Source organism: Streptomyces sp. NPDC060000 (assembly GCF_042737375.1).
GTDB lineage: Bacteria > Actinomycetota > Actinomycetes > Streptomycetales > Streptomycetaceae > Streptomyces.
The window spans coordinates 95,473-116,016 of sequence record NZ_JBHWUU010000013.1; the positions used below are offsets into that span (position 1 = coordinate 95,473).

Annotated in this window: 15 protein-coding genes and 3 pseudogenes; 8 read left to right on the top strand and 10 right to left on the bottom strand. The window is 70.3% G+C overall.

Annotated features, from left to right (window positions below):
• Nucleotides 1–230: 230 nt before the first annotated feature.
• Both ACFWBB_RS10010 and ACFWBB_RS10015 read right to left on the bottom strand, forming a co-directional pair.
• Nucleotides 231–4,058, bottom strand: a complete 3,828-nt coding sequence (locus ACFWBB_RS10010; RefSeq protein WP_385269038.1) for a WD40 repeat domain-containing protein — start codon at nt 4,056–4,058, stop codon at nt 231–233.
• Nucleotides 4,059–4,348: 290 nt separating this feature from the next.
• Complete coding sequence (locus ACFWBB_RS10015; protein WP_385269040.1) at nt 4,349–4,714, bottom strand: hypothetical protein; 366 nt, start codon at nt 4,712–4,714, stop codon at nt 4,349–4,351.
• 308 nt (nt 4,715–5,022) lie between these two features.
• Here ACFWBB_RS10015 and ACFWBB_RS10020 point away from each other — a divergent pair, with 308 nt between their 5' ends.
• The 4 genes from ACFWBB_RS10020 (at nt 5,023) to ACFWBB_RS10035 (ending at nt 8,744) form a co-directional block, all read left to right on the top strand.
• Nucleotides 5,023–5,151, top strand: a complete 129-nt coding sequence (locus tag ACFWBB_RS10020; RefSeq protein WP_385269042.1) for a hypothetical protein — start codon at nt 5,023–5,025, stop codon at nt 5,149–5,151.
• 112 nt (nt 5,152–5,263) lie between these two features.
• Nucleotides 5,264–7,018: a diacylglycerol kinase family protein gene (locus ACFWBB_RS10025; protein ID WP_385269044.1), complete on the top strand. Its 1,755-nt coding sequence runs from the start codon at nt 5,264–5,266 to the stop codon at nt 7,016–7,018.
• 1 nt (nt 7,019) lies between these two features.
• The gene (locus ACFWBB_RS10030; RefSeq protein ID WP_385269046.1) at nt 7,020–7,973 is read left to right on the top strand and encodes a YihY/virulence factor BrkB family protein; all 954 of its coding nucleotides are present in this window, start codon (nt 7,020–7,022) and stop codon (nt 7,971–7,973) included.
• Nucleotides 7,974–8,744, top strand: a complete 771-nt coding sequence (locus tag ACFWBB_RS10035; RefSeq protein WP_385269048.1) for a phosphatase PAP2 family protein — start codon at nt 7,974–7,976, stop codon at nt 8,742–8,744. It begins immediately after the preceding gene.
• A 316-nt stretch (nt 8,745–9,060) separates the two neighbouring features.
• Here ACFWBB_RS10035 and ACFWBB_RS10040 read toward each other — a convergent pair whose 3' ends face one another.
• On the bottom strand, nt 9,061–10,071 hold the full coding sequence (locus tag ACFWBB_RS10040; protein WP_385269050.1) for an NADP-dependent oxidoreductase: 1,011 nt from the start codon (nt 10,069–10,071) through the stop codon (nt 9,061–9,063).
• 112 nt (nt 10,072–10,183) lie between these two features.
• Between ACFWBB_RS10040 and ACFWBB_RS10045 the strand changes: the two genes are divergently transcribed.
• Nucleotides 10,184–10,732 carry a TetR/AcrR family transcriptional regulator gene (locus ACFWBB_RS10045; RefSeq protein ID WP_385269078.1) on the top strand — a complete coding sequence of 183 codons (549 nt, stop codon included), beginning with the start codon at nt 10,184–10,186 and terminating at the stop codon, nt 10,730–10,732.
• 106 nt (nt 10,733–10,838) lie between these two features.
• Nucleotides 10,839–11,459 (top strand): VOC family protein, encoded by a 621-nt coding sequence (locus tag ACFWBB_RS10050; protein ID WP_385269052.1) that lies wholly within the window; start codon nt 10,839–10,841, stop codon nt 11,457–11,459.
• 315 nt (nt 11,460–11,774) lie between these two features.
• On the opposite strand, the gene ACFWBB_RS10055 is transcribed toward ACFWBB_RS10050, so the two are convergent.
• The gene (locus tag ACFWBB_RS10055; RefSeq protein ID WP_385269054.1) at nt 11,775–12,626 is read right to left on the bottom strand and encodes an RNA polymerase sigma factor SigF; all 852 of its coding nucleotides are present in this window, start codon (nt 12,624–12,626) and stop codon (nt 11,775–11,777) included.
• Nucleotides 12,627–13,383: 757 nt separating this feature from the next.
• Between ACFWBB_RS10055 and ACFWBB_RS10060 the strand changes: the two genes are divergently transcribed.
• Nucleotides 13,384–15,093: an MOSC domain-containing protein gene (locus ACFWBB_RS10060; protein WP_385269056.1), complete on the top strand. Its 1,710-nt coding sequence runs from the start codon at nt 13,384–13,386 to the stop codon at nt 15,091–15,093.
• A 31-nt stretch (nt 15,094–15,124) separates the two neighbouring features.
• Here the strand turns inward: ACFWBB_RS10060 and ACFWBB_RS10065 are convergent.
• The 4 genes and pseudogenes from ACFWBB_RS10065 to ACFWBB_RS10080 form a co-directional block, all read right to left on the bottom strand.
• Nucleotides 15,125–15,706 (bottom strand): annotated as a pseudogene (locus ACFWBB_RS10065) (MFS transporter); the annotation flags it as partial.
• 293 nt (nt 15,707–15,999) lie between these two features.
• Nucleotides 16,000–16,174, bottom strand: a pseudogene (locus ACFWBB_RS10070) (IS5/IS1182 family transposase); the annotation flags it as partial.
• Between the two features lie 57 nt (nt 16,175–16,231).
• A complete protein-coding gene (locus ACFWBB_RS10075; RefSeq protein ID WP_385269080.1) occupies nt 16,232–17,206 on the bottom strand; it encodes a DUF1152 domain-containing protein in 975 nt (324 codons plus the stop codon).
• A 199-nt stretch (nt 17,207–17,405) separates the two neighbouring features.
• Nucleotides 17,406–18,227, bottom strand: a complete 822-nt coding sequence (locus ACFWBB_RS10080) for an SDR family NAD(P)-dependent oxidoreductase (protein WP_385269058.1) — start codon at nt 18,225–18,227, stop codon at nt 17,406–17,408.
• A 94-nt stretch (nt 18,228–18,321) separates the two neighbouring features.
• On the opposite strand from ACFWBB_RS10080, the gene ACFWBB_RS10085 reads away from it, so the two are divergent.
• A complete protein-coding gene (locus ACFWBB_RS10085) occupies nt 18,322–18,741 on the top strand; it encodes a MarR family winged helix-turn-helix transcriptional regulator (protein WP_385269060.1) in 420 nt (139 codons plus the stop codon).
• 478 nt (nt 18,742–19,219) lie between these two features.
• Here the strand turns inward: ACFWBB_RS10085 and ACFWBB_RS10090 are convergent.
• A pseudogene (locus ACFWBB_RS10090) lies at nt 19,220–19,555 on the bottom strand (SDR family NAD(P)-dependent oxidoreductase); the annotation flags it as partial.
• Between the two features lie 420 nt (nt 19,556–19,975).
• The gene (locus ACFWBB_RS10095; RefSeq protein ID WP_385269062.1) at nt 19,976–20,503 is read right to left on the bottom strand and encodes a hemerythrin domain-containing protein; all 528 of its coding nucleotides are present in this window, start codon (nt 20,501–20,503) and stop codon (nt 19,976–19,978) included.
• Nucleotides 20,504–20,544: the final 41 nt, after the last annotated feature.

Sequence of the window (20,544 nt, forward strand, 5' to 3'; positions counted from 1 at the left end):
AACCGGGACATCGGCCGCCGCGCCGGTCCCCCGGACCGCGCCACCCGGACAACCTCGGTCTGTCAGCGGTTGGGCGTGGTCCGGCCTCGGCCCGGCCGTGCGGCGTCACGTCGAGCAGCCGCGTCCCCGATGAAGAGGCCACGGGAAACTTGTGGGAAACCCCTTCCCAGCAGGACCTTCTCAGATCGCGCCGGAGGTGGCCGGGGGCGCGTCGGGTGCTGTGGTCGCGGTCAGACGGGCGAGCACGCCGAGGCACTCTCCGCGGACAGCCGCAGCCGGCAGATCGCGGCGAACCGTGTCGGCACGTCCAGGTTCCACAGCCGTACGGTCCCGTCGTTGCTGCTGCTGGCGACCGTCCGCCCGTCCGGGGCGAACACAGTGCCCCACACCGCGTTCGTGTGCCCGGTCAGTGTGGCCCAGGGCCGCCGCTCGGCCACGTCCCACAGCCGCACCGTGCGGTCGCTGCCGCTGCTGGCCACCAGGCGGCCGTCGGGGGAGAACGCGATGCCGCGCACCGAGCCGGTGTGGCCTCTCAGCACCGCCACCGGACGTCGCCGGCGGACATCCCACAGGCGTACGGTCCCGTCGTTGCCGCTGCTCGCCAGCGACCGCCCGTCCGGGCCGAACGCCACTCCCCGTACCGCGCCCGTGTGCCCGGTGAGCGTGGCCAGCGGCCTGCGGCTCGCGACGTCCCACAGCCGTACGGTCAGATCGTCACCCGCGCTCGCGAGGGTGCGCCCGTCGGGGCTGAAGGTGACGTCGTTGACGAAGTCCGAGTGGCCGGTGAGCGTGGTCAGGGGGCGGCGGGTGGCCACGTCCCACAGCCGCACCGTACGGTCGGCACCCGCCGAGGCCAGCAGAGCGCCGTCCGGGGAGAAAGCCACCGCGAAGACGTTCCCGTGATGCCCGGCGAGCGTGTCGAGGAGGCGGTGGGTGGCGACGTCCCACAGCCGGACCGTACCGTCGGAAGCCGAGGCCAGCGTCCGCCCGTCGGGGGCGAACGCCACCGAGAAGACGGCCGAGCGGTGCCCCCGCAGTGTCGCGACGGACCGGTGCCGCGCCACGTCCCACAACCGCACCGTGTGATCGGTGTCGGCGGTCGCCAGCAGTCTCCCGTCGGGGCTGTAGGCGGACTGCCAGATCTCGGTGTACGGACGGGCCGTCAGCACCGGCCCGCCCAGGTCCCACAGCACCACCGACTGGTCGAACCCGGCGGTGGCGAGCATGGTCCCGTCGGCGTTCACGGCGACGCCCATCGTGTAGTCGGTGTGACCGCTGAGCGTCAACGTCTGCATGCCGCTGTGCACGTCCCACAAGCGGGTCGTGCCGTCCCCTCCCCCGCTGACGACCGTGGCGCCGTCCGGGGTGTACGCGACCGCGTTGACGTCGTCACTGTGCCCGGTCAGGACCGAGGTCGCCCGGTGCCGTGCCAGGTCCCACAGCCGAACGGTCCGGTCGGCTCCCCCGCTGGCCAGGCTCCGTCCGTCCGGCGCGAACGCCACGCCGTACACCTCGTCGCTGTGCCCTTCCAGCACGCCCGCCGGCCGGTCGCGCACCGTGTCCCACAGCCGTACGGTCCGGTCGGCGCCGGCCGACGCGAGCGTCTGGCCGTCCGGCGCGTAGGCCAGCGCGTCGACCTGTCCGACATGACCGGTGAAGGACACGACGCGACGCCTGTGGTCCGTGTCCCACACCTGGACCGTGCCGTCGCCCGCCGCGACGGCCAGCATGCGGCCCCGGGGGTCGAAGGCCACCGCCCGGGCGCCCTCCGTGCTCGCGGGCAACACCACCTTCGTACGATGGTCGGCCGCGCCCCACAGTTGCACCGGCGCGTTCGTGGCGCCCGCCGCGAGCGTACGGCCGTCCGGGCTGAAGGCGACCGACCGTACCTGCCCGGACATCTTGAACGCGGCGGTCGTACGGCGGTCCGCAAGCCGTCGCAGCGTCACCGTGCCGTCCGAGCTGGCCGTAGCCAGTGTGCGCCCGTCGGGCGCGAAGGCCACCGAGTTGACCGGCCCCCGGTGCCCGCCGAGCCGGGCCGAGAAGGGCTGCGCCTGGGTGCTCAGGAGGGCGCCGCGCGCCTCGGGCGTCGCCTGGGAACGGTAGGCCTCCCCGGCGAGCCGCATCGAAGCCTCGGGCTGACCGGCGGCCAGGGAGGCCGACTGTGCGGCAAGTGCCCGGGAACGGGCGACCCGCTCCTGATGCAGCGCCTCCGAGCGCTGCTCGTATGCCAGGCCTCCGGCGACGACGGCGAGGGTCAGCAGCACGACCAGCGTCGCCAGTGTGCCCTGCCTGCGCCGGATCTGCCGCCGGGCCTGCCGCTGCCGATCGGCCTCCTCGGCCCGGCTCGCGCGCAGGAACGCCTCCTCGTGCGCGCTGAGCCTGCTCCGGCCGTCCAGTTCCTCGGCCCACACCCGGACCGTGTCCAGCCGGGTGCCGCGGTAGAGGGCGGACGGATCGCCACCCTCGCGCTGCCATTCCTCGGCGGCGTGCGCTAGTTGCTGGTGGATCAGCAGCCCGTCCCGGTCGGCGTCGATCCAGCCGCGCAGCCGGGGCCAGGCGTGCAGCAGGGCCTCGTGGGCGATCTCGACCGTGTCGCGGTCGGTGGTGATCAGGCGGGCCCGCACAAAGGCGTCCAGGGCGGCCGTGGCGGCGTCCGTGTCGGCCGGCCGGTCCATCAGCGCGGACCTGCTCATCCGGCACCGGGCCGGTCCGGTGCCGTCGGCGACGTGGACCAGGCGCACCAGAATCCTGCGGATCGTCTGCTGCTCGCTCGGGTACAGGCCCGCGAACACGTCCTCGGCGGTCCGTGCGACCGCCCCCCGGATCCCGCCGGTGCGTTCGTACCCTGCGACGGTCAGCGTGGCACCCTCGCGCCGCTGCCAGGTGGTCAGCAGCGCGTGGGAGATCAGCGGCAGCGCACCGGAGGGGGTCACGTCCGGCAGGGCGCGCCCGAAGTCCGTTCCATCGCCGCGCAGTTCTCCCGGTTCGTCGCGCAGACCGGCGTCGCGCAGCAGCAGGGGGACGAGACCCGGCTCCAGGGTGAGTCCGGCGAGGTCGGCGGGGCGTGTGATCGCCTCCCGCAGCCCGGCGACGGACATCGGGGGCAGTACGAACAACCCGTCGGTGAACACCGGGGCCAGCTCGGGGAGTTCGATACACCTGCCGGACAGGTCGGCCCGTACGCCCAGGACCACCACAGCCGGATCGCGGCCGGAGCCGTCCGCCGGATCCGACGGGCGGCGAGATGTCGACAGGGCGCACAGCACCCGTACGAAAGCACGACGCTCGTCCTCGTCGGAGCAGAGCGTGAACAGCTCCTCGAACTGGTCGACGAGGAGCACCGGACGCACCGGCGGTGGCCGCCTGTCCCCGTCGGCACAGGCGCTGTCGTCCACCGTGTGCCGCACTGCTTCCAACAGGACCTCGGGCCGGTCCCGCAACTGCCGCACGGTGACGCCGAGATCGCCGTCCAGCGCCTTCGCGACGCCGCTCAGCAGCTCCTCCAGCGGATGTGCGGTGGGTGTGAACGCCACCACCGGCCACCGCTCGGCGCCCGGCATGGGGAAGCCGCCGGGGTTTCGGAAGGCCGGTACGAGACCGGCGTGGAACAGGGAGGACTTGCCGGCACCCGAAGGCGCGACGACCATCAGGGGCCCGCCGCCGATCCGTTCGAAGACCCTCTCGACCAGGGCGGCGGTGGCCCGCTCGCGGCCGAAGAACCATCCCTCGTCCTGCGCGGTGAACGCCGACAGGCCCCGATAGGGACAGACACCTTCGAACTCCATCCGCCCGGGCACGGCACCGTCGTCCCGCCCAGCCCGCGTGTCCTCCGTGTCCTCGGTGTCCTCCGGTTTCGCCGCTTTCCCGATTTTCCCGGTCTTCTCCCTGCCGTCGGCTTCTTCGACGCTTCCCGGGTCCTTCGTCAGCAGTCGCAGCAGCCCGCCCTCGGCCTGCAGGATCTGGTCGCAACGCCGCGCGACATCGACGGTGGCCCGCTTCGCACCCGTCTCGATCTTGCTGAGGTAGCCCTTGCTGTAGTGCGTCTGCCGGGCCATGTCTGCCAGTGAGAGGCCTCGCTGCCGGCGGAGTCGTCTCAGCTGGGCGGGGAAGTCCGGAACAGTTCCGTCGAGCGGTGGCGGTTCACATCGGTCGCCGGTGTGCTGCTGCTCCCCCACCACATCCCCCGGGTGTCGCGCGCATGAGCCGTGAAACGGCCGACATTCAGGGTACTGCGGGAATATGACGGCTCATCAAGCCTTTCACCGGCGTGGCGCGAAGGAATGGCGGAAACACGGACGTCCGGAACCGCTGACGCGATTCCGGACGTTCCCCCGTCAGAATGGCCTTACGGCCGGTTCAGCTTGATCGAGTTGACCGGTGTCAGATCGGCCCACACCCCGTTCCGGGCCCCGATGGTGTAGTTGCAGTTCGTGCCGCCGTAGTTCAGGCACAGTTCCGCCGAGGCGCCACCGGTCTGGTTGTTGAGGACCCAGTGCCAGCCCACCTGGTTGCTCAGGTTGTGGGGCCCGTAGCTCCAGTAGACGCTGCTCGGGCTCTGGGCGGGGTCCTGGTTCTGCGGGTAGATACAGACAGCGCCGGACGGGCACCCGGCCCAGTCGGCGGCCGGCTTGGCTTCGGCCGTGCCGGTCAGCGCCACCATCGCCGTGGCGGCGGTGGCCAGTGCAACGGCTCCAGCGAACAACTTGCGCATGTTTCCCCCTTGCGGTCGTCCTGCCTGGTCGCAGGTCATGCTCGGTGTCTCGGCATCAGACTGGCCGCCGGGTTCCCGAGAGGTCGACGGGTTTCCTGTTTCCCGTCCCCACGGCAAGCCGGGAAACCGGCCGCGAACAGCACGGTCAGCGAAGAGAGGGCAACCCCTCAAGGCGCACCATCAGCCCATCGCGCCTGGAACCACTGAACGACGGGTCGATGGGCCGCGGGGTAAAAGGCGCATGTGCGGGAGAAGGGTCATCGGCATCCTTCTCGGCAGCGTCCGAAATACGTCAAATAGAGGCGCACATGGGCGGAATGCGGATGCCGGCGGTCACCGAAGCGCCGACGGTCACCGAGAGCGGCCTGACCGACCGGATCGTGCGACTGGGGATCGAGGCCGACCGCTGCGAGGACGCTGTCGCCACAGCGACTTGAGTGATCCATCCAGTGGCAGGTCTGCGCGGTGACATCGGGGGCAGACGGCGGTGCATCGGCCCCTACACCTCGGGCCGACACCGCCGTACCGCGCCGACCCGTGGGAGAACCGATGCCGACCACCGCACCGGAAAGACCGGCCGAGCGTCCTGGCCAGAGAGCAGGAGCCGCCCGGACCAGCCGCTCGTTCGCGCTGCCCCGAGGCACCGGCCGAACCGCCGCGCGTATCGCGGCGCTGACGGTCTGCCAGGGCGCGTTGATGGTGGGACTCGGGCTGCTGATCACCGGGCCCGCCCGCGGGCTGTGGCCGATGACGGTCGAGGACGACGTCAACGAGGGCTTCGAACACGCCCGGACCGGCACCCTCACCACCCTGTCGTTCCTCGGTTCGGAGGCCGGTGACACCCTCACGGTGATCGCCGTCACCGTCCTGGCGTGCGCGGGCCTGATCCTGATCCCCCGTCTGCCGATGTGGCGCCAGGCGGCTTTCCTCGCCGTCGCCGTGTCGCTCCAGTCACTGGTGTTCCTGGTCATCACCGAGTCGGTGGACCGTCACCGCCCCGAGGTGCACCGCCTCGACGCCTCCCCGCCCACCTCCAGCTACACGTCCGGCCACACCGGGGCGGCCACCGCGATCTACGGCGGACTGGCGGTGCTCGCGCTGTCCCGGCTCCGCGGGCCGTGGCGGCGGATCGTGGGCGGTCTGCTGCTTCTCGTGCCGGTGCTGGTGGCCGTCGCCCGCCTCTACCGGGGCATGCACCACCCGACGGACGTCGTGGGCGGGCTGGCCAACGGCAGCCTGTCCCTGCTGATCGTCGGCCGTGCCCTGTTCATCGACGGGACCGTGACTGCTCCGGCCGGGGCGAGCCCCGCGCCGTCCGTCGCGAGCGCGGAGGCGAGCCCGGGGGCACCGGGCCCGGGCCGGACCGCGGTGATCTTCAACCCCACGGTGACCGGCGAAGCCGACTGCGAGGCGCTGCGAGGGGTCCTGGAACGGCACGGGCACCGCGCACCGGTGTTCATCGAGACCACGGCGGAGGACCCGGGTACCGGTCAGGCGGCCGGCGCGCTCCGGGGCGGTGCACGGCTGGTCGTGGTCTGCGGCGGTGACGGCACCCTGCGGGCGGCCGCGGACGCTCTGGCCGGCAGCGGCGTACCGCTGGCCGTCGTGCCCTGCGGCACAGGCAATCTGCTGGCCCGCAACCTCGGCCTGCCGCTGTCCCCCACCGACGCGCTCGACGCCGCCCTGCGGGGCACCCCGCACCGCATCGACCTCGGCCGCGTCGAAGGCGACGGCCTCACCGCCACCCACTTCGCCGCCATGTCCGGGGCCGGTCTCGACGCCGCGATCATGGAGCACACCGACGACCGCGCCAAGTCCGTCCTGGGCTGGCCCGCCTATGTGCTGGCCGGCGTCGGCACCCTGCGTACACCGCGGATGCGTCTGACCGTCCGGCTCGACGACGCGCCCGCCCTGCACCGCACGGCCCGGATGGTGCTCATCGGCAATGTCGGGACCGTCCAGGGCGGGACGACGCTCCTGCCGGCCGCCCGCCCCGACGACGGCCTGCTCGATCTGCTGATCCTCGACCCGCGCGGCGTCGGCGGCTGGCTGCGTGCGCTGGCGACGCTGCTGCGCGGAGGTGCGAAGGCACCCCGCCCGTCAGCCGTGGACACCGTCACGGCGGAGGACGGCGACAGGAGCGGCGTACCGGTGGAGTTCTTCACGTTCCGCCGAGCCGAACTGACCTTCGACTCCACGCAGTCCCGAGAGCTCGACGGCGATCCGGTGACACCGGGCCGCCGGCTCACCGCCGAGGTCAGGCCGGGTGCGCTGACCGTGCTGCTGCCCGCTGGAGGTGCGTGACATGGGTACCGCGACCAAGGTTCCCGAGACCCGTGACATGACCGGCGACGAACTGTCCGCCGACGAGGCGCTGGTGTCGCTGCGCCGCTACGGCCGCTGGGCCCTGGTGCGCGACTCCTTCGTCCGTTTCCGGTACGCCGACGGCTTCACCCATTCCCGCGCGCTCGCCCTTCAGACGGTCCTGTCGGTGATCCCGCTGGCCATCGCGTTCGTCGGACTCTCCACCACGCTGCACACCGAGAACATCGGCCGGATCGCCGAACTGACGATCCACCGGCTCGCCGAGGGTCCCAGCGCCGATGTCGTCGACGACGCGCTCAACCGCAGCCGCCGCACGGCGGGCGACGGCGCGCAGGTCGCGCTCTGGTTCGGTCTGCTCTTCTCACTGGTCAACACCACCACCGCGATGTGCCAGGTGGAGCGCGGCGCCAACCGGATCTACGGCAACGAGCGCGACCGCCCCTTCCGTCAGAAGTACCTTCGCGGTCTGGTGATGTCCGTCAGCGCCGGGCTGCCGCTCGGGCTCGGGTTCGTCGTCATGGTGGCCGGCGGCGACCTGGCCTCCGCGGCGGTGACCGTCTACCGGCTCGACGGCGGCGCCCGGACCGCCTGGGAGATACTGCGCTGGCCCTTCGGGCTGCTCCTCGCGCTCATCTCGGCCAGCGTGATCTTCCGCCGGTCGCCCCGCCGCAGACAACCCGGATACACCTGGCTGGCCTTCGGCGCCGCCGTGTACCTGGTGCTGTGGACGGCGCTCACCTGGTTGCTGAGCCTGTACCTCGGGATCAGCGGCTCCTTCGACACGGTCTACGGCCCGCTCAGCGCCTTCATGTCGCTGCTGCTCTGGGCCTATCTGACCTCCATAGCCCTCTTCCTCGGGCTGGCGTTCGCCGCGCAGCTGGAGGCCGCGCGGGCCCTGCGGTCCGATCCGATCGAACCCGATCCGGGAGTCTGAATGGTTGTGCGAGCCGCGGTCCGACACCTTCGCGACCATCGCCGCCGGGCAGCCGACCGCAGATTCGGCGCCCGGCTGTTCGGAGCGGCTGTCGTCGCCGCCGTCGCCGCCGTGCCCTTCGCGCTGCTGCTCGTCCTCGTCGAGGGCCAGTGGCGGCCGCTGCGCCGCCTGGACGCGGGCGCCGCTGAGCGACTGCACCACACGGCCGTGACACATCCGGGTTGGACCAGCGTTCTGCGCTTCCTGTCCGACTGGGTCTGGGACCCGGCCGTCCTGCGGACGGCCGTCGCGCTGCTGACCGTCTGGCTGGTGTACCGCAGGGCCTGGCGGCTGGCCGCCTGGTCCGCCGTGACGGCCGTGGCCGGCGGGCTGATCGGACTACTGGTCAAGACGGTCGTCGAGCGGGCCAGGCCGTCCCTGGAGGATCCGGTGGCACACGCTCCGGGGTTCTCCTTCCCGTCGGGGCACGCGATGACGGCCACCACCTCGTTCGCCGTGCTGTTGCTGGTCCTGCTGCCCCTGGTGCCGCGCGCCTGGCGGCCCCTGTGCTGGTGTGCCGCGGTGGTGTCGGTGCTCGGGGTCGGCTTCACCCGGGTCGCGCTCGGGGTGCACTGGTTCAGCGACGTGGTGGGCGGCTGGCTGCTCGGCCTGGCCGTCGTCGCCCTCACCGCCTGGGCCTTCGAGGCCTGGCGCGCCGAGGCCGGTCGGGGGCACGCCGAGGTGAGTGACGGGCTGGAACCCGAACTCGTCGACGCCCGCCCCGAACCGTGACCGGCGGGAGGACCGCTCGGCCGGCGATGTACGCGGCTGCGCCGGCATCAGACGATCGTCCCGGCGATCTCCCGCGGCGAACCGAGCCGACCGCACGGGTCCGCTCGGTTCGCCGCGGCGAGCATCACGGCCGCCCGGTCGCCAGACGCGCCCCTCGCTCCCCCATCGGCGTTTCGATCAATGGCCGCCGGTGTCCCGTGGACGGGCGCCGGACGTCGGACGCCGGGCGCGGGGACGTCGGACGCGGGGACGTCGGACGCGGGGACGTCGGACGCCGGGCGTCGACGCCGGACGCGTCGGTGACTACGGCTCGTTCCTAAGCGACCGTGAGCACGATCTTGCCCTGGATGTGCCCCCGGGCGGCGCGTTCGTGCGCCGCTCGGGCATCCGCGAGCGCGAACGTGCTGTCGATCGCGACGCGGACCGTGCCCGCGTCGAGCAGGCGCCCCAGTTCAGCGAGCTGCGCGCCGTTCGAGCGGACCTGGGCGCTCGATACCCTGACGCCCAGCTTCGCGGTCTCTTCCTCGTCGAAGTCCCCGGGGAGTACGGGGAACTGGGCGCCGCCACGCCTGAGCGTACGCAGGAAGCGTTTGCTGTCGGGGCCGCCGACGGCGTCGAGAACGAGGTCGACGTCGTGCACGAGTTCCTCGGGACGACTCCTGGTGTAGTCGATGAACTCGTCGGCCCCGAGCTCGCCCAGGAACGATTCATGCGCGCCCGACGCCACCGCGATGACACGTGCGCCCTTCCACTTCGCCAGCTGTAGCGCGAAGTGCCCCACACCGCCCGCGGCTCCGTTGACGAGCACCGTCGTGTGAGCGTCGAGTGCCGTCGGATGATGCGGTGCCCCTTGGAAGGGCGAGGGGTGATCGTGTCCTGACTCGATCAGGAACTGCCACGCAGTCAGCCCGGCCATGGGCGCCCCGGCGGCGTGCACGTGGTCGATGCCGGCCGGCTTGCGCGCGAGGTGCGACGCGGGCGCGGCCACGTACTCGGCGTATGCGCTGCCGTCGAAGCTGGGAAAACGCAGAAGACCGAAGACTTCGTCACCTACGGCGAGACCGTCCACGTCCGCGGCGACGGCCTCGACGACGCCCGACACGTCCGTCCCCGGAATCACCGGCAGGCCGACCGTCGATTCCGTCTCCCCCGGCATGGTGGTGTAGCCGCCGCGCAGGTACCAGTCCGGAGGATTGACGCCGACCGCGTGAACGCGAACCAGCACCTCGCCCGGCCCCGTCTCGGGAATCGGCACCTCGTCGTAACGCAGGACTTCAGGGCCCCCGTGCTCATGGAGCCGGACCGCCCTCATCGTGTGTATCGGCATCGTTATTCTCCTGCCCGCGCTGCGGGATAAGCTTATTCGGATCAGTGCTCCACAAAAGCGGACCACTGATCCGAATATATGGACCACTGATCCGGATAGTCAAGAGGGGCAGATGCGGGCCGACGCCAGGAAGAACCGCGACCACGTGCTCGCCGTAGCGGGCGCCGCCATCACCGAGCAAGGCGTCGACGTGTCACTGCGCGACATCGCGCGCAGGGCCGATGTCGGGCTGGCGACGCTGCTACGGCACTTCCCGACACGCGAGGCACTGCTCGAGGCCTTGCTCCACACGAGCTTCGACGACCTGACAGCAAGGGCGGGCGCGCTCGAGACGTCGAACTCGCCCGAAGACGCTCTCGTTTCGTGGCTACGCGACTGCGTCGCGTGGACCACCGAGTATCGGGGCGTGACAGTGCTGATGGCGGCCGCCATCGACGACTCCGACTCCGCACTCCACGCTTCGTGCGTCACCCTGCGCGCGGCCGGTGCGCGGCTCCTTGCCCGTGCCCAGGACGCGGGCGCAGCGCGGACCGACATTGACGGCACCGATCTGTTCGCGCTGATAGCGGCGCTCGCCTGGCTCGGCGATCAACCCGCGCTCGCCCCACGCGCCGATCGCCTCTTCGACGTTGTCGCGAGCGCGATCCTGACGAGCGCGTAGACGGCACACGGCCGCGCCTCTCCCGGTTCGGCCGAGTGCCGGGAGCGCAGGACGTGGTCGGGGCGACAATGAGCGGGTGGCGGGTTCGACGGCTTGGGGGAACGGGATGCTGACCGGGATCGTGATCGACGCGCTGGATGTCGCCCGCATGGACCGCTTCTGGCTGGACGCGACACGGGACCGGACAGACGGCCTGCAACTGCGATTCGTGCCGACCGCGAAGCCGAAGGCGGGGCAGAAGAACCGACTCCACCTCGACCTTGCCGGGGGACCGGACTGGGAGGCCGAGGTGGCGCGCCTGCTCACACTCGGTGCGACGCGGGCCGACATCGGCCAAGGGGACGTCCCGTGGGACGTGCTGGCCGATCCGGAGGGCAATGAGTTCTGCGTGCTGCGTCCCGGACACCCGGGCGTGCTCGCCGACTCCGGTCTCGTCGCGATCTGCCTCGATGTCGCCGAGGAGGACCGCTACGCGCAGTGGGCCTTCTGGGAGTCCCAGGCCGACTGGCACTCGGCCGAGTCCCACAACTGGGGCGTCCGACTGAGGCAGAAACCCACCAGCTCGGTCTCACTGGTGATGGGGCCGCCTGCGGCGCCGAAGGCGGAGCGGAACAGGCTGCGCCTGGAGGTCGCCCATCGCGACCGGGAACCCGGTGAGTTCCTCGACGCCGGCGGAAACGAGTTCCATGTCATGCCCGCACTCTCGAGGCACACCACCACATCGTGATCGCTGCAGTAAGAGCCCGGCCACGGACGGCAGCCGACTACAAGCCACACCATGCAGCCCTGGGGGCCCAACCATACGAAGGGCTCGGCCGTCCCGTCCCTGGAACGTGAGGCCACCTATCGCTGTGAGTCGCACCGCTACCCCTCCGACAGCCGTGGTCAGGGCCCAGCACGGTGCGGGCGCCCGACAACCGTGGCCGGGGCTGCGCACGGTGCAGGCGACGGCCTCGTTCGACTGATCCCCAACACCTCAGGAAGCAACCCAGCCCACCAGCAGGCGGTTGCGTGCCCGGCCCGCCATGCTCGATGCGTCCTGTCAGTGATGGGTGAGCAGGCCTTCCCGCAACCGGGCCAGCGTGCGCGACAGCAGCCGGGAGACGTGCATCTGCGAGACGCCCAGACGTTCACCGATCTGCGCCTGGGTGAGTTCCTCCACAAACCGCATGTGGATGATGTGCCGGTCCCGCTCGTCGAGTTCGGCGATCAGTGGGGCCAAGGCGTGGAAGTCCTCCACCAGGTCCAGCGCGGTGTCCTCGATACCGATGAAGTCCTGCAGTGCCGCTTCGCCGTCCTCGCTGCCGCTGAGCGTGGCGTCCAGGGAGGAGGAGTTGTAGCCGTTCGCGGCGAGGCGGGCCTCACGCACCTCTTCCTCAGGGAGGCTCATCAGCTCCGACAGTTCCTTGACCGTCGGGGTACGGCCGAGCCGGCTGCGCAGCTCATCCGTGGCGCGCGCAAGTTGGACGCGGGCTTCCTGCAGGCGGCGCGGGACGTGCACGGCCCAGGTGGTGTCGCGGAAGAACCGCTTGATCTCACCCACGATGTAGGGGATCGCGAAGGAGGTGAACTCCGCCTCCCGGGACAGGTCGAACCGGTCGATCGCCTTGATCAGGCCGATCACGCCGACCTGGACGATGTCCTCCATCTCTTCCGGCCCGCGACTGCGGAACCGGCCGGCCGCGAAGCGGACCAGGGATATGTTCATCTCGATGAGCGTGTTGCGCGCGTAGCTGTACTCCGGCGTGCCCTCCTCCAGCACCGCCAGCTGGTCGAAGAACAGCCTCGACAGCGCGCGGGCATCCTTCGGCGCCACCTGAGTGGGATCAGCGATGTCGGGCAACTCACCCACCCGTACCCGCGTGTCCGTTGCCGTCGCGCTCACGAGCGTCATGACGTTCCCTCCCACATCGAAGCCGACCTCTGCTGCCAGCCGCATGTGACCGGCACAGCCGCGCGATTACCCCCTCATCTCGCGACTATGCCGACACTCGTCCGTGTCGATGCACCGTGTGCGCCGCGCCGCACGGCGAAGAAGCGCTCCGTCCCCGCGGTGTCACCTGAGTTTGAGGCAACGGCTGTTCATCCCCCGCACCCGCCGCCACACCCTCCTGAGCACCAGGAAGCCCACCGGTCGCCCCAGCGCCACACCGTTGACCCGTTGGACCGGCGCAACGGGGGCCGTCGCCTCGCGGACACTGATCCTTCGGTCCGCACCGACCCGCTCTGCGCAACCGGCCCGCACGTGCAGGGGCCAGTACAGGACGAACATCGCAGATCGCGACGGGCAAGACCTCCGTGAAACGACGCGAGAACCGAGGAGCCCGGTCCTTCATGGGCCACAGCGCGCAACAGCACGCCCTTTCCCTCGGCGCGGGCCAAGATCATGCGTTGCGGTCGCGCAGCCCAACGCGCCGCGAGCCGGTATTTTCGTAGGGACCGCTGCGGTGAGCGGCGGGTGGTGCAACCGAACCGGGCAGGGAAGTTTCCGACCGCTCGCGCGGATACCGGTGACTGCGTCGAGAGTTTCGTGATCACGAAGTCACCGTGGTGATCACGAAGTCACCGCAGCGCCGGAACCACGATCGGTTGCGGTGTCCAGGTGACATCGCCATGAGGGGCTGTCCCGGCCGGCCCACAGGAGGTCCGCAATGGCGACGCTGTTGTCCGTCAATGTAGGCGTGCCCAAGGACGTGCCCTGGCAGGGAAGGACTGTCCGCACCGGGGCCTGGAAGGCTCCCGTCCAGGGCTCCCGCTTCGTCCGTCGGCTGAATGTCGAGGGTGACGGCCAAGGAGATCTGGTCGGGCACGGCGGTGAAATCCGAGCCGTTCTCGTCTACCAGTTGCAGTCGTACCAGTACTGGCAGAAGCAGCTCGGCCGTGACGACCTGGCCTTCGGGACTTTCGGGGAGAACTTCACCGTCGACGGCCTGCCCGACGACGAAGTATGCATCGGCGATCGATACCGCATCGGCGAAGCCGAATTCGAAGTCACTCAGCCCCGCGTCACCTGCTACCGGGTCGGCATGCGCTTGGGTGAGCCCACCATGGCCTCCCTCCTGGTCGCCCACCATCGCCCCGGCTTCTACCTGCGTGTCATCACCGAGGGCCGCGTCCAGGCCGGTGACGAGATCGTCCTCACCCGCAAAGGACCGGAAGCACTCAGCGTCGCCGACACCGACGCGCTGCTCTACCTCGCCGACCGGGACCCAGCGAAGCTACGCAAAGCACTGAAGATCCCCGCCCTCAGCCCCGGCTGGCAGCAGTCCTTCCACGAACTCGCCGGCCAGATGCCCGCACAGGAACCGGGATGGCCGGGCTTCAGAACCATGCGCGTCGTCCGCATCGCCCCCGAGACCCTCACCGTCTCGTCCATCTACCTCGACACCACCGACGGCACGCCCCTGCCCGCGGGCCGCCCGGGCCAGTTCCTCTCCGTCCGCATCGCCGTCGACGATGCCGGCCCCGCCGTGCGCAGCTACTCCCTGTCCGCCATTCCCGCCACGGGCACTTACCGCATCAGCGTCAAGCACGAGCCCCACGGAAAGGTCAGCGGTTACATTCATGCCAGGTTGCACCCCGGGGACCTCGTGGACATCGCCTCCCCGCGCGGAACGTTCGTGCTCGAGGAAGGCACCCGCCCGATCGTCCTCCTCTCCGCCGGAATCGGCGCCACTCCCGTGCTGGCCATGCTCCACCGACTCGCCGCGGACCGAGATCCACGCCGTGTCTGGTGGATCCACACCGCCCACGACCGTGCCCATCACGCTTTCGCGGACGAGACCCGCGCCCTGCTCGCTCGGCTGCCCCATGCCTACGAGCGCATCTACTACACGAGCGAGATCCCGAGCCCCGACGAGCCCCACATCATCCCGGGCCGTCCGACCGCGCGATCACTCACGGCAATGGGCATCCCCACCGACGCCCACGCCTACCTCTGCGGACCACCCGGCTTCATGAGGGAACTCGGCGGCCTCCTGCGCGATCACGGTCTGCGGGCAGAACAGATCCATACGGAACGGTTCAGCGCCCTCCCCGCCATCAACCCCGGCGTCACCCCCACCGCCACGATCCGGCCGCACCAACCACCCGGTCCCACGGCGACCGGCCCCCGGGTCACCTTCGCCCGCAGCGGCATCGCCACCCCCTGGTCACCTGTGCACGCATCCCTCCTCGCGCTCGCAGAGGCCTGCGACATCCCCACCCGCTGGTCCTGTCGCACCGGCGTGTGCCACACCTGTGTCACCCGCCTCGTGGCAGGCGAGATCACCTACACCACACCGCCTCTCGAACTCCCCGGGCCCGGGACCGTCCTCGTCTGCTGCAGCAACCCGACCACGGAGGTCGTCCTCGACCTCTGATCCGGATATCGATACGTCAGCGGGCAGCCGTTCAGCGACCGGCTGCCTCAGTGGCGCCGTCGTGCGCGGGCGCGGTGCCGGCCTTGCGGGACCCGGGGTCGACGGCCGGGGCCAGGAACGCGGCACAGGCGACGCAGGCCAGGACGACGAACATGGCAGGGCGCAGTCCGATGTGGTCGCCCAGGAAGCCGAGGCCCGGGGGTCCGACGAAGAAGGCGACGTAGCCGATGGTGGCGACCAGAGCGACCCGGGCCGACTCGTCGGGTCCGGACTCCCCGGCCGCCGAGAGTGTGAGGGGGAAGCCGAGCGAGGCGCCCAGTCCCCACAGCAGCACGGCGACACGGGCCAGGACGGCACTGTCCGAGACGATCACGACGATCACGACGAGCAGGCCTACGGCGCTGGCGCGCACCACAGCGGTACGACCGAAGCGGTCGAGGAAGAACGTCCCGCTGAAACGGCCCAACGTCATGGCAGCGGCGAATCCGGCGTAGACGAGGGAGCCCGATGTGGCGTCCATGCCATGTCCGTCGACCATCAGCAGGGGCAACCAGTCGTTGGCCGAGCCTTCGGCCAACGACATGGCGAGCACGATCGCGCCGATGATCGCGAGGCCAAGTTCAGTGGCGTCGGCTGCGCGGCAGCGATCCCAGCGCCAGGTCGGCGCCGAGACCTATCAGCGCACCACCCGATGTCCGCAGCGCGGGCGAGGCACCCGAAACGGGCACGGCAGGCGGACGGGAGGCGATGGGCGACCGGCCCGGTGGTCCGGAAGTGACAGCACGCGCGTGCCCCTCCCCCACGACGGCCAGGAAGCGACGACCGGCACGGATTTCGAACGTCCTGGCGATCCACGACTGTGAGCCCTGCTCCAGCAATGACGGTGCCGGAGACCGCGTCGGAGCGTCGTGCCCAGAGGACGGTGGCCGCGAGGTGGAGTGCAGCCTGGTGGGCGATGGCCACTTCGCTGCCCCGTCCTGGCCAGGCCGTGCCACTGCTCGATGCGGTTGATACAGCGTTCGACGGTGTTGCGCTGCTTGTACGCCTCGGTGTCGTAGCCGGTCGGACGGTCGGGTGCCCGCCTTTGCGGCCCCGCCATGGGCGGTGCCTGATCTCCACCCGACCCAAGAGACACACCTCAGTGCGGGAAGCGACGAGGAGGACGGGTGACGGTGGTTTCGCGGAACTCGGCTATGCGGGAGTGGACTTGACGCATCAAATGGGTGTCTTCGATCCGGTCCAGGTAGAGGCAACGGGCTGCCAGGCCCGGAAGGTCGAAGGCGAAGTAGAGGGACATCAGCGGATTCACGAACAGTTCGCTGCCCTGAGTACGGTCGGTGAACTGGACGTCGCCGAACGAGCCGCGCACGGCTGCGGCGATGGAGCCGTTCACGATGCTGGGGTGCTCGGGGGTGTGGTGTTGGGCGTGCGCCACCGCGTCGAGGTAGAGCGCGCCTTCCCGGGTGGCACGCGGTATCGAAAACGCGCCGAGGTACGCGCCGTCGCGTTCCAGCGCGGCGATGTTCTCCAGGACCTGCACATGGTTCACGCCGTGGTAGGCGTCCACGCCGAAGCCGACCGACACCACGAACCGGTTCGACAGGCCCTGCAACCCGGCCAGCGCCGCCACACTGGCCAGATCCTCCTCCGGCGTACCGAGACCGGCTTCGTCACCGCGCAACAGGATGTCCGTGCCACCGTCGACCAGCACTACCGCATCGAGACCGTGGAGTTCGACCAGCGCTTGGTAGGCGCTGCGCAGCGGTTGTACGCCGGTCTGGGGGAAGGCGTACACGGTGGCCGGGTAGCCGTGCAGGCGCAGCCACTGGGCCAGGGTCCGTTCCGGGAAGTAGCTCTGGTGCGGAGCGGAGTCGGGAGTGACGACAGCGAGGTCGGGAGCAGCCCAGTCGTCGAGGGGAAGCCCGGCGAGTGCGCTGAAGGAGAGGTTGGCGAGATACACCTCCTTGCCCTGATGCAGGAGCGAAAGAGCCAGCGGCAGACCGGAGTAGATGTCGAACCCGCCGCCCGCGCCCGCGACGAGGATCCGTTCGGCATCGGCGAGCCGAGAGAAGAGCGGATTGGTGTGAAGGTGAAGGGGCGTCATGACGATCATTGTCCGAGAGGCCACCGTCGAGCACTCCCGAATTCGCGTCTCTCCGACGGAAGCCGTGAGGCCGGCCGCACCCGAGGCGAGGTCGTCTTCCTCGATGCCCGGACCGCCTACCCCCGAACGTTGCCCACGAGCGCGGGATGTATCGGTGAGTGCCGGAGATTCCGCCGGGCCTGGCGTCGGGTGCGTGAAGCCCGCGAAGTCAGGCGATCCACGCGCTGGTCAGGGCCTGCACGGTCGAGCCGTCACCGTCCGTGAGCTTCGCGGCGGTGAACGCTCGCGCGGCGTCCGAGGTCTGTACCCGGAAGACGGGCTGCTCGGCCTCCAGCAGCTCGACGATCGATGCCGCCGCGCCCTGCGGCGTCTGCGCGGCGGCGAAGGCGTCGCGGGTACGGGCCAGGTAGGCGGCCAACGCGGGCGCATACGGGCCGGCCTGCTCCAGCACGGTGTCGCGTCCGCCCACGTTGCTGACGAACTCGCTGGCCACCGCACCCGGCTCGACCACACTGACGGCCACGCCGACCGTCGCCGCTACCGGGGCGAGAGACTCCATGAAGCCCTCGACCGCGAATTTGGCCGCACAGTAGGCCTCGTTGAACGGCTGGCCGACCACGCCGCCGACGCTGGTCACGGTCACCACGCGGCCCTTGCTCTCCCGCAGCATCGGCAGGGCCGCCTTGGTGACGTGCAGGACGCCGAAGAAGTTGACCTCCATGACGGCCCGCACGTCCTCGACACTCTCCTGCTCGAGCGTGCCGAGGTGTCCGGCGCCGGCGTTGTTGACCACGGCGTCCAGACGGTCGAGGCCGGCCAGGCAGGCCGTGACCGAGGCCGGGTCGGTCACGTCCAGCGCGCGGATCTCGACGCTGACCCCGGCCGTCTCCGCCGCCTCCAGCAGCGCGCCCGCCCTGGTGGTGTCACGCATGGTGGCGACGACGTGCCAGCCGCTTTGCGCAGTGGCTACGGCGGCGGCGAGGCCGATACCCGAGGACGTACCGGTGATCAGGACGGTCTTGATGCTCATCTCTCCACGCCTTACTTATGGATCATAACTACTATTTCCCATAACTATGGACCGCGATATTTCACGTTGTCAAGCACATTGGTAGACTCATCTCATGCCCAAGCCATCGGATGAGCTGACCAGGGAGATCGTCGGTCTCTTCGCGGCCGTCAACCGCCGCTACGCGCAGGAGTCCGAGGCTGCGGCCACCGCCCACGAACTGACCCCGCTCCAGGCGAAGGCGCTGCTCGCCACCGAGGACCCGGTCCCGATGCGCCACATCGCCGACCACCTGCACGCGGAGCCCTCCAACGTCACCGCGATCATCGACCGCCTGGAGGGCCGTGGCCTGGTGGAGCGCCGACCCGACCCGGGCGACCGCCGCGTCAAACTCGTCGCCGCCACCACGGCCGGTCGCGCTGCCATCGCCGACCTCCGCGCGCGCATGCCCTTCGCAGGCACCCCGCTGGGTCGGCTCAGCACGGAGCAGTGCGAGTCCTTGCGCGAGCTGCTGCAGCTCATGCTGGAAGCCTGACGGCGGCCCGGACGTCGCCACGATCCCCGACTGACGAGCCCCGTCGGCGGCGACAGCGGGCTGGACCGGACCCCGTCGACAGCCCGGACCGGTCCCCTCTCGCGGCGATGAGCGCCGACGGTACGGAAGCCGGCCGGCCGCGGCGACCGGCCGGCCCACGGCCACAGGCGCCGTACGTCACCAGAGGTGACCTTATTGGCCCACCGGGTCCGGACGCCCAGGGCGCGGCGGGCGGAGCCGATCGCGGCCGCGCAGAACAGCACATCCCGGTCCCCGACGGTTGGGACGGCCGTCCTTGCTCCTACCTGCTGTTCGGCCCTCCGTACGACGACCTTGCAGCCAGGGCACGCGAAAGCGGCCGGCATGTGGCCTACCTGCCCGGCGCGCACCTGCATCAGTCCTTGATCCTGCCGGCACGGCCCGCCACCCCGTCGAACTCGCTACTACGACCTGATCCACTTCCGATACACGCCCTGGGTCACCAGGGGATGACTCCGTCGTCCTCGAAGAACGAACCGGTCGGTCCGCCGTCGGGCAGCGTGGCGAGCCGGATCGCCGTGGCTGCGCCCTGCTCACGAGTGCGGGGCCCGTGGAAGCTGGTGAAGTCGCTCGCGACCAGGCCCGGGCAGGCGGCGTTGATCAGGATGTTCGTACCGGCGAAGTGCCGCGCGTACTGCACGGTGACGGCATTGAGGAACGACTTCGACGGCGAGTAGGCCGCCATGACCGGCTCGATCACGATGTCCGGGTCCGCCTGCCGGGTCAGGGAGGCCACGGCGCTGGAGACGTTGACCGTCTCGGGCTGGGTACTCCTGGCCGACTGGTATACCGGCCTGGACGTGGAGGGCTGGGAGAGCGCCACCGTCCACTGGGTGATCCAACGCGAGGACATGGCAGCGCGGCGGTTCGACCGCGCGTTCACCGATGTCTTCTATAACCCCAGATTTGTTTTCTATAGCCCCTGATTGAATGCCTGGGCGGTTTCTTCGCAGCGGTGACCGCCCGGCGGGGCAGCCACGCCTTCTCTGTCACCCTGCGCACGCCCCGCCGCGAGGCTTGAGCCGCCCATCGCCAGCGGTACGCGCCTGTCCCGGAGGGGGCAGGCCTGCCCCCTCCGGGACAGGTCTGCCGGGGCTGCCGCGCGGCGGGCGGCACGCGGCAGGCGCCTGTGCGTCGGCGCCTCTCCCCCGTCCGCGCATCGCCGCATGCCTCAAGGCGCGCCGGCCGACAGCGGTCAGGAACCGACGATACGGCGCACGTTGTCCACCGCGCCGCACCCTGCCTTCAGCTGACGCTCCCGCTCGGCCAGGAACTCCCCGCCCAGCTCCTCGCGACGCTCCATGGCCACGTTCTCGCGCGCACCATTGAGAATGGTGCGCTCCTCCTCGTCGGCGTGGTGGGTGACGGCCTCCACGAGCTCTTCCAGCTTCGTGTCCCACTCCTCGGAACCGACCTCGTCGACCTCCAGAAGGTCAAGGAGTGCCTTGTTGCCCTCTTCGTGCTCCTCCTCGCCGTGCTCCACCTCCTCGTCCTCGATCTTCTTGTAGCGCTTGAGGGCCGGATACACCTTCGCCTCCTCCGCCAGCGCGTGCGCGATCAGCAGATCGGCGAACTCCCGCAGGGCGGCCGCCCGATCGGCTTCGACGCTGCGCATCAGTCGAAAGAGATCCTCCATTCTCCGGTGGTCCTGGAGAATGAGCTCAACAACATCTCGGGTCTCGGACTTGGTCTCGGTCTCGGTCTCGTTCTCAGTCTTGGCCATGGGAATCGGGCATCACTTCCGTGCGGGAAACCTTGCCGAAA

Excerpts from the sequence above, each read along its gene's own strand:
- ACFWBB_RS10010 (WP_385269038.1), bottom strand. The coding sequence starts at position 4,058 with ATGGCCCGGCAGACGCACTACAGCAAGGGCTACCTCAGCAAGATCGAG.
- ACFWBB_RS10015 (WP_385269040.1), bottom strand. The coding sequence starts at position 4,714 with ATGCGCAAGTTGTTCGCTGGAGCCGTTGCACTGGCCACCGCCGCCACG.
- ACFWBB_RS10020 (WP_385269042.1), top strand. The coding sequence starts at position 5,023 with ATGGGCGGAATGCGGATGCCGGCGGTCACCGAAGCGCCGACGGTCACC.
- ACFWBB_RS10025 (WP_385269044.1), top strand. The coding sequence starts at position 5,264 with ATGCCGACCACCGCACCGGAAAGACCGGCCGAGCGTCCTGGCCAGAGA.
- ACFWBB_RS10030 (WP_385269046.1), top strand. The coding sequence starts at position 7,020 with ATGGGTACCGCGACCAAGGTTCCCGAGACCCGTGACATGACCGGCGAC.
- ACFWBB_RS10035 (WP_385269048.1), top strand. The coding sequence starts at position 7,974 with ATGGTTGTGCGAGCCGCGGTCCGACACCTTCGCGACCATCGCCGCCGG.
- ACFWBB_RS10040 (WP_385269050.1), bottom strand. The coding sequence starts at position 10,071 with ATGCCGATACACACGATGAGGGCGGTCCGGCTCCATGAGCACGGGGGC.
- ACFWBB_RS10045 (WP_385269078.1), top strand. The coding sequence starts at position 10,184 with ATGCGGGCCGACGCCAGGAAGAACCGCGACCACGTGCTCGCCGTAGCG.
- ACFWBB_RS10050 (WP_385269052.1), top strand. The coding sequence starts at position 10,839 with ATGCTGACCGGGATCGTGATCGACGCGCTGGATGTCGCCCGCATGGAC.
- ACFWBB_RS10055 (WP_385269054.1), bottom strand. The coding sequence starts at position 12,626 with ATGACGCTCGTGAGCGCGACGGCAACGGACACGCGGGTACGGGTGGGT.
- ACFWBB_RS10060 (WP_385269056.1), top strand. The coding sequence starts at position 13,384 with ATGGCGACGCTGTTGTCCGTCAATGTAGGCGTGCCCAAGGACGTGCCC.
- ACFWBB_RS10075 (WP_385269080.1), bottom strand. The coding sequence starts at position 17,206 with ATGATCGTCATGACGCCCCTTCACCTTCACACCAATCCGCTCTTCTCT.
- ACFWBB_RS10080 (WP_385269058.1), bottom strand. The coding sequence starts at position 18,227 with ATGAGCATCAAGACCGTCCTGATCACCGGTACGTCCTCGGGTATCGGC.
- ACFWBB_RS10085 (WP_385269060.1), top strand. The coding sequence starts at position 18,322 with ATGCCCAAGCCATCGGATGAGCTGACCAGGGAGATCGTCGGTCTCTTC.
- ACFWBB_RS10095 (WP_385269062.1), bottom strand. The coding sequence starts at position 20,503 with ATGGCCAAGACTGAGAACGAGACCGAGACCGAGACCAAGTCCGAGACC.